Genomic DNA, 16,601 nt, shown 5'->3' on the forward strand with positions numbered 1-16,601 from the left:
GGACAAGCCCGCTCCCACAGGTATCTGTAGGAGCGGGCTTGTCCCGCGATGAGGCCACTGAAATTGTCACGGGACGGTGACATTCACACAGGCCTTCGTGACATGCCCGCTGGGACGGCTGGCTAGAATTCGCTGACGACAGGCACCCGGCCTGTCCCTGGCAAGGATTGAGCAGGTGATGGACAGCGTCGATTTCCCTTTCTGCAGTTGGCTCGACTCCCCGGTTCACAACGCCTGGCTGGTCGCCGAGGGCCAGCGCCTGGTGACCTTCGCCAAGGCCTCGGGCCTGCCTGGCGGTTTTGGCAGCCTCGATGCCCAGGGCCGACTGCCCGACGGCGCAATCGCCGAAACCCTGCACACTGCGCGCATGACCCACTGCTTTGCCATGGCGCATGTGCAGGGCATCCCTGGCTCCCTGCCGCTGGTGGAGCACGGTGTCGCGGCACTGCTCGCAGGGCCGCTGCGCGATGCGCGGGATGATGGCTGGTTCGCCCGCGCCGATGGCGAGGGCGATACCGGCAAGACCGCCTACCTGCATGCCTTCGTCGCCTTGGCCGCCAGTTCCGCGGTGGTCGCCGGCGCACCTGGCGCCGAGCAGTTGCTCGGGGCGGCCGTCGCGGTCATCGAGACGCGCTTCTGGAGCGAGGAAGAGGGCGCCCTGCGCGAGTCCTTCGCCCATGACTGGACGCAGCCGGAAGCCTACCGTGGCGCCAACAGCAACATGCACGCCACCGAGGCCTTCCTCGCCCTGGCCGATGTCACCGGCCACACGCACTGGCTCGACCGCGCCCTGCGCATCGTCGAACGGATCATCCATACCCATGCCGCAGCTAACGGCTTCGGTGTCATCGAGCATTTCGACGTGCACTGGCAGGCGCTGCCCGACTACAACCACGACAATCCCACCGACGGCTTTCGCCCCTACGGCACCACGCCCGGCCATGCCTTCGAGTGGGCGCGCTTGGTCCTGCACCTGGAGGCCGCGCGCCAGCGTGCCGGCCTGCCTGTCCCGCAGTGGTTGCTGAGCGACGCACGCGGGCTGTTCGCCAATGCCTGTCGTCACGCCTGGCACGCCGATGGTGCGCCGGGCATCGTCTACACCCTCGATTGGCAGAACCGGCCAGTAGTGCGGGCGCGCTTGCACTGGACCCACGCCGAAGCCTGTGCGACGGCTGCAGCGTTGTTGCGTCGTACCAGGGAAGGTGAATACGAGCAGTGGTACCGGCGTTTCTGGGACTTCATCGACAGCCATTTCATCGATCGCGTCCACGGCAGCTGGCACCATGAGCTGGACCCGCAGAACCGCCCTGGCGCAAGCATCTGGGGCGGCAAGCCCGATCTTTACCACGCCTACCAGGCGGTGCTCCTGCCGCGCCTGCCGTTGGCACCCAGCCTGGCCACTGCGCTGGCCCTGGGCAATGTAACCAAGTGATGACATTCGCGCATCGCTTCGTTACCTGCCCTGGTCTGCGCGCTCATTAGACTCCATGCAACGCAAGCGAACGACTTGCACCGCATAACAACAAGAAAGGTATACCGATGAATTCCACTCTGCGTCTCGCCGCCGCTATTTCCCTCGCCTCGCTCATGCCCCTCAGCGCCTTCGCCGCCGAATCCAAAGGCAGCGTCGAGGTGGTGCACTGGTGGACCTCCGGCGGCGAGAAAGCTGCTGTCGACGTCCTCAAGGCCCAGGTCGAGAAAGACGGCTTCACCTGGAAGGACGGCGCTGTGGCCGGTGGCGGTGGTTCCACCGCGATGACCGTGCTCAAGAGCCGCGCCGTCGCCGGCAACCCGCCAGGCGTCGCCCAGATCAAGGGCCCCGATATCCAGGACTGGGCCGCCACCGGCCTGCTCGACAGCGATGTGCTCAAGGACGTCGCCAAGCAGGAGAAGTGGGACAGCCTGCTCGACAAGAAAGTCGCCGACACCGTCAAGTACGAAGGTGACTACGTCGCCGTGCCGGTGAACATCCACCGCATCAACTGGCTGTGGATCAACCCCGAGGTGTTCAAGAAGGCCGGCATCGACAAGGCGCCGACCACCCTCGACGAATTCTACGCCGCAGCCGACAAGCTCAAGGCCGCAGGCTTCATTCCCCTGGCCCACGGTGGCCAGCCATGGCAGGACAGCACCGTGTTCGAGAACGTGGTGCTCGCAGTGATGGGGGTGGAGGGCTACAAGAAGGCCCTGGTCGACCTCGACGAAAAAGCCCTGACCGGCCCGGAGATGGTCAAGGCGCTGACCGAGCTCAAGAAGGTCGCCACCTACATGGACCCTGACGGCAAGGGCCAGGACTGGAACCTCGAGGCTGCGAAGGTCATCAACGGCAAGGCCGGCATGCAGATCATGGGCGACTGGGCCAAGAGCGAGTGGACCCTGGTTAAGAAGACCGCGGGCAAGGACTACCAATGCGTACCCTTCCCCGGCACCGAAAAGGGCTTCCTGTACAACATCGACTCGCTGGCGGTGTTCAAGCAGAAGAACGAAGGCACCACCGCAGGTCAGCAGGACATCGCCAAGCGTGTACTGGGTGAAGACTTCCAGAAGACCTTCAGCATCAACAAGGGCTCGATCCCGGTGCGCAACGACATGCTGGCCGACATGAGCAAGTATGGCTTCGACAGTTGCGCCCAGACCGCTGCCAAGGACTTCCTGGCAGACGCCAAGTCGGGTGGCCTGCAACCGAGCATGGCGCACAACATGGCGACCACGCTCGCCGTGCAGGGGGCGTTCTTCGATGTGGTGACCAACTACATCAACGATCCGAAGGCCGATCCGGCCGATGCGGCGAAGAAGCTCAACGCAGCGGTCAAGGCTGCCCAATAACGGCCCAATCGCGGGACAAGCCCGCTCCCACAGGTTTGGCGCCATGCGCTGAACCTGTGGGTGGGCCAGGTCTTTGTGGGAGCGGGCTTGTCCCGCGATGCGGTGCGCAGCACCGCCCTCGTTCCGGTATCTGAAATCATGACTACGACCACCGCCCAACTGCGGGCCTCACCCCTGGACGCGCTCCAGCGCTGGCTACCGAAACTGGTGCTGGCGCCGAGCATGTTCATCGTGCTGGTGGGCTTCTACGGCTACATCCTCTGGACCTTCGTCCTGTCGTTCACCACCTCGACCTTCCTGCCCACCTACAAATGGGCGGGCCTGGCCCAGTACGCGCGGCTGTTCGACAACGACCGCTGGTGGGTAGCGAGCAAGAACCTGCTGGTGTTCGGCGGGATGTTCATCGGCATCACCCTGGTGATCGGCGTGCTGCTGGCGGTGTTCCTCGACCAGCGCATCCGCCGCGAAGGGGTAATCCGCACCATCTACCTGTACCCCATGGCACTGTCGATGATCGTGACCGGTACCGCCTGGAAGTGGCTGCTCAACCCCGGCATGGGCCTGGACAAGCTGCTGCGCGACTGGGGCTGGGAGGGTTTTCGCCTCGACTGGCTGATCGATCCGGACCGGGTCGTCTACTGCCTGGTGATCGCCGCGGTATGGCAGGCCTCGGGCTTCATCATGGCGATGTTCCTTGCCGGGCTGCGCGGTGTCGACCAGTCGATCATCCGTGCTGCGCAAATCGACGGCGCGAGCATGCCGCGCATCTACTGGACCGTGGTGCTGCCAAGCCTGCGCCCGGTGTTCTTCAGCTCGCTGATGATCCTCTCGCACATCGCCATCAAGAGCTTCGACCTGGTGGCCGCGATGACCGCCGGTGGCCCTGGCTATTCCTCGGACCTGCCAGCGATGTTCATGTATTCGTTCACCTTCAGCCGCGGGCAGATGGGCATGGGTTCTGCCAGCGCGATCCTGATGCTCGGTGCGATCCTCGCGATCCTCGTGCCTTACCTGTATTCCGAGCTGAGGACCAAACGCAATGACCACTAACCTCGACAAACCGGCCCTCAGCCTGGGCCGCATCGCCATCCACGCGGTGCTGCTGCTGGCGGTGCTGCTCTACCTGGTGCCGCTGGTAGTGATGCTGCTGACCAGCTTCAAGACCCCGGAAGACATCAGCACCGGCAACCTGTTGAGCTGGCCCGAGCTGTTCACCACGATTGGCTGGGTCAAGGCCTGGGCCACGGTCAGCGGCTACTTCTGGAACTCGATCCTGATCACCGTGCCGGCGGTGCTGATCTCCACGGCCATCGGCGCGCTGAACGGCTACGTGCTGTCGATGTGGCGCTTCCGTGGCTCGCAACTGTTCTTCGGTCTGCTGCTGTTCGGCTGCTTCCTGCCATTCCAGACCGTGCTGCTGCCGGCCTCGTTCACCCTCGGCAAGCTGGGCCTGGCCAGCACTACCTCGGGGCTGGTGCTGGTGCACGTGGTCTATGGCCTGGCCTTCACCACGCTGTTCTTCCGCAACTACTACGTGAGCATTCCCGAGGCGCTGGTCAAGGCTGCACGCCTGGATGGTGCCGGGTTCTTCACCATCTTCCGCCGCATCATCCTGCCGATGTCGACGCCGATCATCATGGTCTGCCTGATCTGGCAGTTCACCCAGATCTGGAACGACTTCCTGTTCGGCGTGGTGTTCTCCAGCGGCGATTCGCAACCGATCACCGTGGCCCTGAACAACCTGGTCAACACCAGCACCGGTGCCAAGGAATACAACGTCGACATGGCCGCGGCAATGATCGCCGCACTGCCAACCCTGCTGGTCTATGTGGTCGCAGGCAAGTATTTCGTGCGTGGGCTGACCGCCGGCGCAGTCAAGGGGTAAGTCATGGCAACGCTCGAACTTCGCAATGTAAACAAGACCTACGGCACCGGCTTGCCGGACACCCTCAAGGATATCCAGCTGGCCATCAAGGATGGCGAGTTCCTGATCCTGGTCGGCCCTTCCGGCTGCGGCAAGTCCACCTTGATGAACTGCATCGCCGGCCTCGAGAACATCACCGGTGGGGCGATCCTGATCGATGATCAGGACGTCTCCGGCATGAGCCCGAAGGACCGTGACATCGCCATGGTGTTCCAGTCCTACGCGCTGTACCCGACCATGAGCGTGCGCGAGAACATCGAGTTCGGCCTGAAGATCCGCAAGATGCCGCAGTCGGCGATCGACGAAGAAGTCGCGCGGGTAGCCAAGCTGCTGCAGATCGAACACCTGCTCAATCGCAAGCCTGGCCAGCTCTCCGGTGGCCAGCAACAGCGCGTGGCCATGGGCCGGGCGCTGGCGCGCAGGCCGAAGATCTACCTGTTCGACGAGCCGTTGTCGAACCTCGACGCCAAGCTGCGGGTCGAGATGCGCACCGAAATGAAATTGATGCACCAGCGTCTGAAAACCACCACGGTGTACGTGACCCACGACCAGATCGAGGCCATGACCCTGGGTGACAAGGTCGCGGTGATGAAGGACGGCGTCATCCAGCAGTTCGGTACGCCCCAGCAGATCTACAACGATCCGGCCAACCTGTTCGTCGCCAGCTTCATCGGTTCGCCACCGATGAACTTCATCCCGGTGCGCATCAGCAAGCAGGACGGGCGCCTGTTCGCCCTGCTCGACAGCGGCCAGGCCCGCTGCGAACTGCCCCTGGGCGCTGCCAGCGAAGCGCTGGACGGCCGCGAAGTGATCCTCGGCGTGCGCCCTGAACAGATCGCACTCGGTAGCGCCGAAGGCAACGGCTTGCCGGCGGTGCGTGCAGAAGTGCAGGTCCTGGAACCTACCGGGCCGGACCTGCTGGTGTTCGTCACCCTCAACCAGACCAAGGTCTGCTGCCGGTTGGCGCCGGACGTCGCCTGCAATGTCGGCGACAGCCTCAACCTGCAGTTCGATCCGGCGCGGGTCCTGCTGTTCGACGCGAGCAGCGGCGAACGCCTGGACCTGCCGGCAGCGGACGCTCCAGCCAAGGACAACGTGACACGTATCAAGGGACGTTGAAGCAAGCAAACCATCGATAACAAGAAAAGAGGAAACAAGGGATGGACCATCGCAAGCGTATCAAGGCACTAGGCTCGCTGACCCTGCTCGCCCTCGTTGGCAGCAATGGCGCGCATGCTGCCGAGGCTTTCTCCAGCGAGTCGAAATGGATGACTGGCGACTGGGGTGGGGCTCGCACCGAGCTGTTGGAAAAAGGCTATGACTTCACCGTCGACTATGTCGGTGAAGTGGCCGCTAACCTGCACGGTGGCTACAACAACGACAAAACCGCGCGCTACAGCGACCAGTTCGCCCTCGGCGCGCACCTGGACCTGCAGAAGATCCTCGGCTGGCACGATGCGGAGTTCAAGCTGGCGATCACCGAGCGTAGCGGTCGCAACCTGTCCAACGACCGCATCAGCGATCCGCGCGCCGGGCAGTTCAGCTCGGTGCAGGAAGTCTGGGGCCGTGGCCAGACCTGGCGCCTGACGCAGATGTGGGTCAAGCAGAAGTACTTCGACGGCGCGCTGGACGTGAAGGTCGGCCGCTTCGGGGAAGGCGAGGACTTCAACAGCTTCCCTTGCGACTTCCAGAACCTGGCGTTCTGCGGTTCGCAGGTGGGTAACTGGGTGGGTGGCATCTGGTACAACTGGCCGGTCAGCCAGTGGGCACTGCGGGTGAAGTACAACATCACGCCGGAGTTCTTCGTCCAGGTCGGTGCCTACGAGCAGAACCCGTCCAACCTCGAGACCGGCAACGGCTTCAAGCTCAGTGGCAGCGGGACCAAGGGCGCGATCCTGCCGGTGGAGATGGTCTGGTCGCCGAAGGTCAACGGCCTGCCGGGCGAATACCGCCTGGGCTATTACTACAGCACCGCCAAGGCCGACGACGTCTACGACGACATCAACGGCAACCCGCAGGCGTTGACTGGCCAAGCCTTCAAGTCGCACTCGAGCAAACATGGCTGGTGGGTCGTGGCCCAGCAGCAGGTCACCGCGCACAACGGCGATGCCAACCGCGGCCTGAGCCTGTTCGCCAACTTCACCGTGCACGACAAGGCGACCAACGTGGTCGACAACTACCAGCAGGTGGGGATGGTCTACAAGGGCGCCTTCGATGCACGGCCCAAGGATGATATCGGCTTCGGCATCGCCCGCATTCACGTCAATGACGACGTGAAGAAGCGCGCCGAACTGCTCAACGCCCAGAGCGGTATCAATGACTACGACAACCCTGGCTTCGTACCGCTGCAGCGCACCGAGTACAACGCCGAGCTGTACTACGGCTTCCACGTCACCAACTGGCTGACCGTGCGGCCGAACCTGCAGTACATCAAGAGCCCTGGCGGTGTTGACGATGTCGACAACGCGTTGGTCGCAGGCTTGAAGATTCAGTCGTCATTCTGAGAAAAATTGTTGTAAATTTACGCCATCCATCCCCACACCCCGAGATCCACTGTTTTTCAGTGGATCTCGGGCTTGGGTAAAGACAGCGCTATCTCAAACAACAAGAGCTTTCTGAACATGTCTGAACATCCGCTCCATCGCTTTTTCACTTCGCAGCGGCCCCGGCCGGTTTTCGAGTGGGAGCGTTACCAGCAGCGCGATGTCCTGATCATCGATCACCCGCGCTGCCAGGCGGTGTTCAGCCGCCAGGGCGCACAGTTGCTGCACTTTCAGCCGAACGGCGAGAAACCCTGGTTGTGGTGCGCCGAGCAATGGCCACAAGTCGGTGCGATCCGTGGCGGCGTGCCGGTGTGCTGGCCCTGGTATGGCCGTCATCCCAGCGAGGACCTGTGGCCGGCCCACGGCTGGGGGCGTTTGCTGGACTGGAAGCTGCTCGACAGCCGCGAGGACGAGGAGGGCGTCACGCTCAAGTGGCGCCTGGACCTGTGCGACTGGCAAGTCGACTTGCACGCTCGGCTGGGCTCGAGCATGGAACTGCGCCTGTGCACCGAGCACCAGGACAGCGAACCCTGCCAGCTGAGCCACGCATTGCTCGCGTTCTGGCGCATCAGCGACGTGTCGCAGATTGCCTTGTCAGGCCTTGAGGATATCGACGGCTACGACCGCCTCAACCGCCAGGCCTGCCGGGAAGACGGCGTGCTCACGCTCAACGGGGGGTGCCAGAAGGTCTACCCCGGGACACCGAAAGTGCAGTTGCATGACTCGGCCTGGGGGCGTGACCTGTGCATCGACACCAGCGACAGCGACGACACGGTGGTCTGGCACCCGGGTAATCGCCCATTGATGGGAGTGAGCGGGCGCGAGAGCCAGGGCTTCGTCTGCGTCGAGGCTGCCAGTGGCAGCGGCGAGGGCCTGAGCCTGGCGCCTGGGCAGCGCGCGCAGTTGCGGCTGCAGGCGCATCGGCTCGGCTGAGTCAGCTGTCTTCGGCAGGGTAGCGGCTGGCGTTGAGGCTTTCCTTGATCTTGCGCAGGTGTGGCTGGAAATCCGAGCCGCGGCGCAGGGTCATGCCGGTCGCCAGCACATCGAGGACCGTCAACTGGATGATGCGCGAGGTCATCGGCATGTAGATGTCGGTGTCCTCCGGCAACGGCAGGTGCAGGCTCATGCTGCAGGCCTTGGCCAGTGGCGAGCCGGCGGCCGTGATACCCAGCACCGAGGCGCCGTTTTCCCTGGCCTGCTTCGCCACTTCGACCAGTTCGCGGGTGCGCCCGGTGTAGGAAATGATCACGAACAGATCACCGGTGTGCGCGACCGACGCCAGCATGCGCTGCATCAGCACGTCGGGATGCGCCGACACCGCCAGGTTGAAGCGGAAGAACTTGTGCTGGGCGTCCATGGCCACCGGGGCCGAGGCGCCCAGGCCGAAGAAGTGGATCTGCCGGGCCTGGATCATCATGTCCACGGCGCGGCTGACCTGCTGCGGGTCGATCTGCTGGCAAGCGCTGTCGAGCGAGGCGATGGCGCTGGCGAAGATCTTCTGGGTGTAGGCCGCCGGATCGTCGTCGGCTTCCACTGCGCGGCTCACGTAGGCGGCGCCACTGGCCAGGCTCTGTGCCAGTTGCAGCTTGAGTTCGGGGTAGCCGCTGACGCCGAACGAGCGGCAGAAGCGGTTGACGGTCGGTTCGCTGACCTTGGCCGCCTGGGCCAGGGCGGCAATGCTGAAACGGGTGGCTTGCTGCGGGTTGAGGAGGATGACTTCGGCGACTTTGCGTTCGGCCTTGTTCAGCTCGTCGAGGCGTCCCTGGATCTGTTCCAGGAGGTTTCGCACACGGTCCATGGGATGTCCTTGGGTCGGAAAGACGGCCGGCTGAGGGAACAGTCGGCTTTTTGCACGGTTGTCTATCGTACTGATGGTGGGATTGTCATACCACTTGTCTGTAATCGTTGTACGAGATGTTGTTATTTTTACTACATCCCACTTGAAAACTGTCATCGAAAACGGTATTTCTAGGCCAACTTTAATAAAAGAACCAACATCATGGTTGCTATCAGTGTAGAACCTTGCACATTCGCCCTCTTTGGCGCCCTTGGCGACCTGGCGTTGCGCAAGCTGTTTCCTGCCCTTTACGAACTGGACCGCGCCGGCCTGCTGCATTCGGATACCCGGCTGCTGGCCCTGGCCCGCGAAGCCGGTACTCCCGAGCAGCACCTGGCGAACATCGAAGCCCAGCTGCGCCGCTTCGTGCCGGCGGCCGATATCGAACCCCAGGCCCTGCAACGGTTTCTCGACCGCCTGAACTACCTGCACCTGGACTTCGTCCAGCCCGAAGGCTACCAGGCCCTGGCCGAGCAGGCCGGTGAAGGGCAGCCACTGATCGCCTATTTCGCCACTGCGGCGGCGGTCTACGGGGCCATCTGCGAAAACCTCGACAAGGCCGGCCTGGCATCGCGCACTCGCGTCGTGCTGGAAAAACCCATCGGGCACGACCTGGAGTCGTCGCGTCGGGTCAATGACGCCGTGGCGCGCTTCTTCCCCGAAAGCCGGGTCTATCGCATCGACCACTACCTGGGCAAGGAAACGGTACAGAACCTCATCGCCTTGCGCTTTGCCAACAGCCTGTTCGAAACCCAGTGGAACCAGAACTCCATCTCCCACGTGGAGATCACCGTTGCAGAGAAAGTCGGTATCGAAGGCCGCTGGGGCTACTTCGACAAGGCCGGCCAACTGCGCGACATGATCCAGAACCACTTGCTTCAACTGCTGTGCCTGATCGCCATGGACCCGCCCAGCGATCTGTCGGCCGACAGCATCCGCGACGAGAAGGTCAAGGTGCTCAAGGCGCTGGCACCGATCACCGGCGAGGGGCTGAGCACCCGTGTCGTGCGCGGCCAGTACATCGCCGGCTACAGCGACGGCACGCCGGTGCCGGGCTACCTGGAAGAAGAGAACGCCAACGCCCAGAGCGACACCGAAACCTTCGTCGCCCTGCGCGCCGACATTCGCAACTGGCGTTGGTCGGGCGTGCCGTTCTATCTGCGTACCGGCAAGCGCATGCCGCAGAAGCTGTCGCAGATCGTCATCCACTTCAAGGAGACGCCGCACTACATCTTCGCGCCGGAGCAGCGTTTGCAGATTGGCAACAAGCTGATCATCCGTCTGCAACCCGACGAAGGTATCTCGCTGCGGGTGATGACCAAGGAGCAGGGGCTGGACAAGGGCATGCAACTGCGCAGCGGCCCGCTGCAACTGAATTTTTCCGACACCTGGCGCAGCGCGCGGATTCCGGATGCCTACGAGCGTTTGCTGCTCGAAGTGATGCGTGGCAACCAGAACCTGTTCGTGCGCAAGGACGAGATCGAGTACGCCTGGACCTGGTGCGACCAGTTGATCGCCGGCTGGAAGAACGCCGGTGACGTGCCCAAGCCGTATGCGGCCGGGTCTTGGGGCCCGATGAGCTCGATTGCACTGATCACACGCGATGGGAGAGCCTGGTATGGCGATATCTGAACTGCAACTGCCAGCGACCGTGAAGGTTCACGCGCTGACAGACGCCAAGCGCCTGGCCGCGACGCTGGCCAGTGACGTGGCCGAGCGCCTGCGCGCCGCCATCGCCAGCAAGGGCCAGGCCTGCGTGGTGCTGTCTGGCGGGCGTAGCCCGGTACCGTTTCTCGAGCAACTGGCCCTGGAAAAACTCGACTGGTCGAAGGTGACCGTGTCGCTGGCCGACGAGCGCTGGGTGCCGGTCGAGCATGCCGACAGCAATGCCGGGCTGCTGGCCCGGCACTTGCTCAAGGGTGAGGCGGCCAAGGCGCGGTTCATGGGCCTGTACCAGCGCGCCGACAACCTCGACGCCGCGGCCCAACAGGCCGACCAGGTGCTTGCCGACCTGCCGCCGATCGACGTGCTGGTGCTCGGCATGGGCGACGATGGCCATACCGCATCGCTGTTCCCGGACAGCCCGAACCTGGCCGAGGGCCTCGATCCGGACAGCAAGCGCCGCTGCCTGCCATTGCTGGCACCGAGCGTGCCACACCAGCGCTTGTCGATGACCCGTGCGCTGCTGTCGAGCGCTGCTTTCGTCGCACTGTCCGTGCAGGGGCCAGGCAAACTCGCTACCCTGCGCGCCGCTCTGGCTGGCGACGACCTCAAGCAAATGCCCATTCGCGCCTTTCTTCACGACCCCCTGGACATCTACTGGTGCCCATGAGCCAAGGATCCACTGTCATGACCACGCTTGAACGCCCACAACCTTTGCTCTCGATGGCCGAGAAAGCCGCCCGGATCGATGAGATCTGCGGCAAGGCGCGCATCCTGCCGGTGATCACCATCGCCCGCGAGGAAGACATTCTGCCGCTGGCCGACGCCCTGGCAGCCGGTGGTATCCGTACCCTGGAGGTGACCCTGCGTTCGCAGCACGGCCTCAAGGCCATCCAGGTGCTGCGTGAGCAGCGTCCAGAGCTGTGCATCGGTGCCGGTACCGTGCTCGATCCTGCGATGTTCGCGGCCGTGGAAGCGGCGGGTGCGCAATTCGTGGTGACTCCGGGAATTACCCGCGAGGTGCTCGAAGCCGGTGTGCAGAGTGATATTCCGCTGCTGCCGGGAATCAGCACGCCGTCGGAAATCATGGCGGGCTACGCACTTGGCTATCGTCGCTTCAAGCTGTTCCCCGCCGAGATCGTTGGCGGCGTGGCAGCGATCAAGGCCTACGGCGGCCCGTTCGGCGATATCCGCTTCTGCCCCACCGGCGGTGTGAATCCGGCCAACGCGCGCAACTACATGGCGTTGCCGAATGTAATGTGCGTGGGCGGGACCTGGATGCTGGACAGCAGCTGGATCAAGAACGGTGACTGGGCGCGGATCGAAGCCTGCAGCGCCGAGGCGATGGCGCTGCTGGACTGATACGAATTTCGTTGTGTGCTGTACGGCTTGTGGGGCGCTTGGTCGGCGCCCCTTTTTTTATGTGCAGGTTTTGCCTTCATCATGGCCCGCCATGAAATGAAAAAGCCCGCATCGACCGATGCGGGCTCCGTGTGCTGCGCGTGCGGTTACGCCGCCTTGGCGGCCTGCTGGCTCAGCGAGCGGTTCAATGCACTGAACAGTGCCTTGAAGCTTGCGGTGGTGATGTTCTCATCGATACCCACGCCATGCACCGGACGACCGCCGGCCACACGCAGTTCGATGTAGGCTGCGGCCTTGGCATTGGTACCTGCACCGATGGCGTGCTCGTTGTAGTCCATGATCTCGACCGCGATCGGCAGGCCAGCTACCAGGGCTTCGAGGGCACCGTTGCCCTTGCCGCGCCAGTGCAGGGTGGTCTCGCCTTCGCCGGCGACTTCCACTTCCACGGCACTGCTGCCGTTCTCTTCCTGCAGACGATGGCTGACCAGGGCGTAAGGGGCGTTGGCCTGCAGATACTCTTTGTGCAACAGGCTGTAGATCTGCTGGGCAGTCATTTCCAGGCCGAGACGGTCGGTCTCGCCCTGAACCACCTGGCTGAACTCGATCTGCATGCGGCGCGGCAGGCTGATGCCGTATTCCTGTTCGAGCAGGTAGGTGATACCGCCCTTGCCGGACTGGCTGTTGACGCGGATGACCGCCTCGTAGCTGCGGCCGATGTCGGCCGGGTCGATCGGCAGGTACGGAACTTCCCACAGCTCGCCGTCCTGCTGCTTGGCGAAGCCTTTGCGGATGGCGTCCTGGTGCGAGCCCGAGAAAGCGGTATGCACCAGGTCACCAACGTACGGATGGCGTGGGTGCACCGGCAGCTGGTTGCACTCTTCGACGACCTTGCGCACGCCGTCGATGTCGGAGAAGTCCAGTTGCGGGTCGATACCCTGGGTGTAGAGGTTCAGCGCGAGCGTGACCAGGTCGACGTTGCCGGTACGCTCACCGTTGCCGAACAGGCAGCCTTCGGCGCGGTCGGCACCCGCCATCAGGCCCAGCTCGGTGGCGGCGATGCCGGTGCCACGGTCGTTGTGGGTGTGCAGGCTGATGATCACGCTGTCGCGGCGGTTGACGTTGCGGCAGAACCATTCGATCTGGTCGGCGTAGACATTTGGCGTGGCGACTTCCACGGTGGCCGGCAGGTTGAGGATGATCTTGTGCTCAGGGGTCGGGTTCCACACCTCGATCACCGCGTCACACACTTCCTTGGCGAACTCAAGCTCGGTGGCGCTGAAGGTTTCTGGCGAGTACTGGAAGGTCCAGTGCGTTTCGGGCTGCTGGGCGGCGTACTTGACGAACAGCTTGGCGGCGTTCACCGCGATGTCCTTCACGCCTTGCTTGTCCTGGTTGAAGACGATGCGGCGGAACGCCGGGCAGGTGGCGTTGTACAGGTGCACGATGGCTTTCTTCGCGCCGCGCAGGGACTCGAAGGTCCGGGCGATCAGGTCTTCACGGGCTTGGGTCAGTACCTGGATGGTGGTGTCGTCGGGGATGTGGCCATCTTCGATCAGGGTGCGTACGAAGTCGAAGTCAGTCTGCGAGGCAGACGGGAACGACGCCTCGATCTCTTTCACGCCAACCTGCACCAGGGTTTTCCAGAAACGCAGCTTCTTCTCCGCGTCCATCGGCTCGATCAGCGACTGGTTCCCGTCACGCAGGTCGGAGCTGCACCAGATTGGCGCCTGGGTGATGGCTTTCGATGGCCAGGTACGGTCTGGCAGATCGATGGTCGGGAAGGCGCGGTATTTCTTCGACGGGTCTTTGAGCATGGTCATTTGGAGCAATCCTTTAATGTGCGGCCTGATCGGGCCTGCCAAGCGATAACGAGATGAAGAGGCGAGGCGACGCGGTTCACCCAGGTAGTCGTGCACTGACCAGGCAAAGGCTGCGGTGTTGGCGGAGCAGAATGAGGGTGATCGAGGTTTTCATGCCCTCAACCCTAACCAGTGGGAGTAGGGGATGGCAAGTGTTCAAGAAAAATTGAGAGGAATGCTTAAAAAAAGCATTTGGGTGAGATTTTATGGCTGCAGCTTGGTTTTTATTGATTTTTTATTGTGCCGAGGTTTGCTGCCGCGCAAGGTGGTGCGTCCGAGGCGCGGCCATCGCGGGACAAGCCCGCTCCCACAGGAAATCCCCGGTGTGAGCGGGCTTGTCACCGATCTCAGGGCTGGAACGCCCCGATGAAGATCGCCGGGTCCACCCGTGCATCGTTCAGGCTGACGTTCCAGTGCATGTGCGGCCCGGTGGCCCGGCCCGTGGAGCCAACCTTGCCGACCACGTCGCCGCGGCGCAGCACCTGTTCCGGTCGCACATCGACCTTGGACATGTGGCAGAACATGCTGATGAAACCCTGGCCATGGTCGACGAACACCGTGCGGCCATTGAAGAAGTAGTCGCCAACCAGGATCACCTTGCCGTTGGCCGGTGTCTTGATCGGGGTGCCGGCGGGTACGGCGAAGTCCAGCCCGGCGTGGGGGTTGCGCTCTTCGCCATTGAAGAAGCGGCGCACGCCGAACTTGCTCGACAGTGGGCCGTTGACCGGCTTGTCGAGGATCAGGTTGCTCGGCACGCCCGGGCTGAAGCTGCGGTAGGCCTTGACCTGTTCGGCCAGTTCACGGTCGATGCGCTTGAGGTCATCCGGCTCGGGATTGACCTGGCGCTTGTTCTTCAGGGTGATGTGCTGCTCGGGGTATTTCTTGCTGCCCACGTTGAAGGACAGGGTGCGTGCGCCTTGGCTGAGGGTGGCTGTGCCGGGTTTCTGCGTCAGCGGGATACCGACGATGGCCAGCCAGGTGTCCTGTTCCTTGACCACCAGCACCGGCTTGCCGTCGAAGCGCGCGCTCGGTGCGCTGGTGGCGGGGCCGAGGTCGACCACCGCCACGCCGCCGGGGACTGGCTTGTTGAGGGTGCGGGTGATGTAGCTGGCCTGGGCCGTGGCGGCCAGCAGCAGGGCGCAGAGTGCGAGCAGGGGGGCAAGCAGGCGGGGCATGTGTCAGTCCAGTAGGGAGAGGGTGACCGGAGTCTGGTGGTTGTCTTCGACCCGGACCTGCAGTTCGCCTTCGTTCAGGCGTGCCGTCAGGCGCTGGCCGTTGCGGGTCTGTGGGGCGCTGCGGATGGCCTGGCCGCGCTCGTCGAGCAAGATGCTGTAGCCGCGGGCCAGGGTGGCCAGTGGGCTGACCACTTGCAGCGTCTGCAATTGCGCCTGGAAGCGCTGGCGGCGGTCCTTGAGCGTTTCGCGCATGGCTCGCGGCAGGCGCTCGGCGAGGCTGTCCAGGCGCTGTCCGAGCAGCTTGAGGGTGCGCCCGGGATGCTGCGCGGCCAGGCGCGTGTCGAGGCGGCCCAGGCGTTGCTGGCGCTGGTTCATGTCGAGCATGAAGGCGCGGCGCAAGCGCATGTCCAGGTCATCCAGGCGTTGGGCCTGCTGGCGCAGGCGTTCGCCGGGGTGACGCAGGCGACGGGCCAGGCCTTCCAGGCGCAGGCGATCGTGGCTCAGGCGGTGCTGCATGCGCAGCAGCAGGCGGCGTTGCAGGCTGTCGAGACGCTGTTGCAGGCCGCTGTTGTCAGGCGCGAGCAGTTCGGCGGCCGCCGAAGGCGTCGGTGCGCGCACGTCGGCCACGAAGTCGCTGATCGACACGTCGGTCTCATGGCCCACCGCACTGACGACGGGTGTCACGCAGGCGGCGATGGCACGTGCGACGGCTTCTTCGTTGAAGCACCAGAGGTCTTCCAGCGAGCCGCCGCCACGGGCCAGGATCAGTGCATCGAAGCCGAGGCTGTCGGCTCGCTGCAAGGCTCGCACGATCTGGCCAATGGCTTCGCGCCCCTGTACCGCCGTGGGGATCAGGTTGAGTTCGACTTGCGGTGCACGGCGGCGGAATACACTGATGATGTCGCGGATCACCGCGCCGGTGGGCGAGGTGACGATGCCGATGCGTCGCGGGTGAGCCGGCAGCGGCTGCTTGCGTTCGGCACTGAACAGCCCTTCGTTGCCGAGCTTTTCCTTCAAGGCTTCGAAGGCCAGGCGCAAGGCGCCGTCACCGGCGGGCTCGACGGTATCGACGATCAACTGGTAATCACCGCGCCCCTCGAACAGCGAGACCTTGCCGCGCACCTTGACCGCCAGGCCGTCACGCAGGGCCTGGCGGACCCTGACAGCGTTCTGCCGGAACAATGCGCAGCGGATCTGGGCGCCGCTGTCCTTGAGGGTGAAGTACAGGTGGCCGGAGGCCGGGCGGGCGAGGTTGGATATCTCGCCTTCCACCCAGACACTGCGGAACACGTCTTCGAGCAGCACACGGGCGCGGCCGTTGAGCTGGCTGACGGTGAGGACCTCGCGGTCCAGGCCGAGTCGTTCGAAAGGGTCTCTGATCATGCCGGGCATGATAAGGGGCAGGGTGGGGGG

The 16,601-nt window shown here is 63.7% G+C and carries 14 protein-coding genes; 10 read left to right on the forward strand and 4 right to left on the reverse strand.

Translation table 11 applies throughout. The features are described from left to right. Nucleotides 1-178: 178 nt before the first annotated feature. The 7 genes from IAE40_RS25245 (at nucleotide 179) to IAE40_RS25275 (ending at nucleotide 8,226) form a co-directional block, all read left to right on the forward strand. The gene (locus IAE40_RS25245) at nucleotides 179-1,432 is read left to right on the forward strand and encodes a D-mannose isomerase (protein WP_200604052.1); all 1,254 of its coding nucleotides are present in this window, start codon (nucleotides 179-181) and stop codon (nucleotides 1,430-1,432) included. 107 nt (nucleotides 1,433-1,539) lie between these two features. Further along, the gene (locus IAE40_RS25250; RefSeq protein ID WP_200604053.1) at nucleotides 1,540-2,826 is read left to right on the forward strand and encodes an ABC transporter substrate-binding protein; all 1,287 of its coding nucleotides are present in this window, start codon (nucleotides 1,540-1,542) and stop codon (nucleotides 2,824-2,826) included. Nucleotides 2,827-2,964: 138 nt separating this feature from the next. Then, nucleotides 2,965-3,876 (forward strand): carbohydrate ABC transporter permease, encoded by a 912-nt coding sequence (locus IAE40_RS25255; RefSeq protein ID WP_054895154.1) that lies wholly within the window; start codon nucleotides 2,965-2,967, stop codon nucleotides 3,874-3,876. Next, the gene (locus IAE40_RS25260; RefSeq protein WP_063543233.1) at nucleotides 3,866-4,711 is read left to right on the forward strand and encodes a carbohydrate ABC transporter permease; all 846 of its coding nucleotides are present in this window, start codon (nucleotides 3,866-3,868) and stop codon (nucleotides 4,709-4,711) included. Before IAE40_RS25255 ends, IAE40_RS25260 begins: the two co-directional genes overlap by 11 nt. A 3-nt stretch (nucleotides 4,712-4,714) precedes the next feature. After that, entirely contained in the window at nucleotides 4,715-5,869 is a 1,155-nt protein-coding gene (locus tag IAE40_RS25265; RefSeq protein ID WP_112897538.1) for an ABC transporter ATP-binding protein, read from the forward strand. A 41-nt stretch (nucleotides 5,870-5,910) separates the two neighbouring features. Beyond that, nucleotides 5,911-7,254 carry a carbohydrate porin gene (locus tag IAE40_RS25270; protein WP_200604054.1) on the forward strand — a complete coding sequence of 448 codons (1,344 nt, stop codon included), beginning with the start codon at nucleotides 5,911-5,913 and terminating at the stop codon, nucleotides 7,252-7,254. 117 nt (nucleotides 7,255-7,371) lie between these two features. Next, the gene (locus IAE40_RS25275; protein ID WP_197892206.1) at nucleotides 7,372-8,226 is read left to right on the forward strand and encodes a D-hexose-6-phosphate mutarotase; all 855 of its coding nucleotides are present in this window, start codon (nucleotides 7,372-7,374) and stop codon (nucleotides 8,224-8,226) included. A gap of 1 nt (nucleotide 8,227) precedes the next feature. On the opposite strand, the gene hexR is transcribed toward IAE40_RS25275, so the two are convergent. Next, nucleotides 8,228-9,082: a DNA-binding transcriptional regulator HexR gene (gene hexR / locus IAE40_RS25280; protein WP_200604055.1), complete on the reverse strand. Its 855-nt coding sequence runs from the start codon at nucleotides 9,080-9,082 to the stop codon at nucleotides 8,228-8,230. Nucleotides 9,083-9,292: 210 nt separating this feature from the next. Here hexR and zwf point away from each other — a divergent pair, with 210 nt between their 5' ends. Genes zwf through IAE40_RS25295 form a run of 3 tightly spaced genes read left to right on the forward strand, consistent with a single transcriptional unit; the run spans nucleotide 9,293 to nucleotide 12,154 of the window. Next, nucleotides 9,293-10,762 (forward strand): glucose-6-phosphate dehydrogenase, encoded by a 1,470-nt coding sequence (gene zwf, locus IAE40_RS25285; RefSeq protein WP_197892208.1) that lies wholly within the window; start codon nucleotides 9,293-9,295, stop codon nucleotides 10,760-10,762. Next, on the forward strand, nucleotides 10,749-11,462 hold the full coding sequence (gene pgl / locus IAE40_RS25290) for a 6-phosphogluconolactonase (RefSeq protein ID WP_197892210.1): 714 nt from the start codon (nucleotides 10,749-10,751) through the stop codon (nucleotides 11,460-11,462). The genes zwf and pgl overlap by 14 nt, the downstream gene beginning before the upstream one ends. A 17-nt stretch (nucleotides 11,463-11,479) precedes the next feature. Then, complete coding sequence (locus tag IAE40_RS25295) at nucleotides 11,480-12,154, forward strand: bifunctional 4-hydroxy-2-oxoglutarate aldolase/2-dehydro-3-deoxy-phosphogluconate aldolase (RefSeq protein WP_054895162.1); 675 nt, start codon at nucleotides 11,480-11,482, stop codon at nucleotides 12,152-12,154. A 146-nt stretch (nucleotides 12,155-12,300) separates the two neighbouring features. Here IAE40_RS25295 and leuA read toward each other — a convergent pair whose 3' ends face one another. The 3 genes from leuA to xseA form a co-directional block, all read right to left on the reverse strand. Beyond that, nucleotides 12,301-13,974, reverse strand: a complete 1,674-nt coding sequence (leuA, locus tag IAE40_RS25300; RefSeq protein WP_125930649.1) for a 2-isopropylmalate synthase — start codon at nucleotides 13,972-13,974, stop codon at nucleotides 12,301-12,303. A 386-nt stretch (nucleotides 13,975-14,360) separates the two neighbouring features. Further along, the gene (locus IAE40_RS25305; protein ID WP_153772640.1) at nucleotides 14,361-15,188 is read right to left on the reverse strand and encodes a M23 family metallopeptidase; all 828 of its coding nucleotides are present in this window, start codon (nucleotides 15,186-15,188) and stop codon (nucleotides 14,361-14,363) included. 3 nt (nucleotides 15,189-15,191) lie between these two features. Further along, nucleotides 15,192-16,571: an exodeoxyribonuclease VII large subunit gene (gene xseA / locus IAE40_RS25310; RefSeq protein WP_197892212.1), complete on the reverse strand. Its 1,380-nt coding sequence runs from the start codon at nucleotides 16,569-16,571 to the stop codon at nucleotides 15,192-15,194. Nucleotides 16,572-16,601: the final 30 nt, after the last annotated feature.

This window comes from Pseudomonas sp. S44, assembly GCF_016624805.1.
Classification (GTDB): Bacteria; Pseudomonadota; Gammaproteobacteria; order Pseudomonadales; family Pseudomonadaceae; genus Aquipseudomonas; species Aquipseudomonas machongensis.

Coding starts and splice junctions, on each gene's coding strand:
- IAE40_RS25245 (WP_200604052.1), top strand. CDS start 179: ATGGACAGCGTCGATTTCCCTTTCTGCAGTTGGCTCGACTCCCCGGTT.
- IAE40_RS25250 (WP_200604053.1), top strand. CDS start 1,540: ATGAATTCCACTCTGCGTCTCGCCGCCGCTATTTCCCTCGCCTCGCTC.
- IAE40_RS25255 (WP_054895154.1), top strand. CDS start 2,965: ATGACTACGACCACCGCCCAACTGCGGGCCTCACCCCTGGACGCGCTC.
- IAE40_RS25260 (WP_063543233.1), top strand. CDS start 3,866: ATGACCACTAACCTCGACAAACCGGCCCTCAGCCTGGGCCGCATCGCC.
- IAE40_RS25265 (WP_112897538.1), top strand. CDS start 4,715: ATGGCAACGCTCGAACTTCGCAATGTAAACAAGACCTACGGCACCGGC.
- IAE40_RS25270 (WP_200604054.1), top strand. CDS start 5,911: ATGGACCATCGCAAGCGTATCAAGGCACTAGGCTCGCTGACCCTGCTC.
- IAE40_RS25275 (WP_197892206.1), top strand. CDS start 7,372: ATGTCTGAACATCCGCTCCATCGCTTTTTCACTTCGCAGCGGCCCCGG.
- zwf (WP_197892208.1), top strand. CDS start 9,293: ATGGTTGCTATCAGTGTAGAACCTTGCACATTCGCCCTCTTTGGCGCC.
- pgl (WP_197892210.1), top strand. CDS start 10,749: ATGGCGATATCTGAACTGCAACTGCCAGCGACCGTGAAGGTTCACGCG.
- IAE40_RS25295 (WP_054895162.1), top strand. CDS start 11,480: ATGACCACGCTTGAACGCCCACAACCTTTGCTCTCGATGGCCGAGAAA.
- leuA (WP_125930649.1), bottom strand. CDS start 13,974: ATGACCATGCTCAAAGACCCGTCGAAGAAATACCGCGCCTTCCCGACC.
- IAE40_RS25305 (WP_153772640.1), bottom strand. CDS start 15,188: ATGCCCCGCCTGCTTGCCCCCCTGCTCGCACTCTGCGCCCTGCTGCTG.
- xseA (WP_197892212.1), bottom strand. CDS start 16,571: ATGATCAGAGACCCTTTCGAACGACTCGGCCTGGACCGCGAGGTCCTC.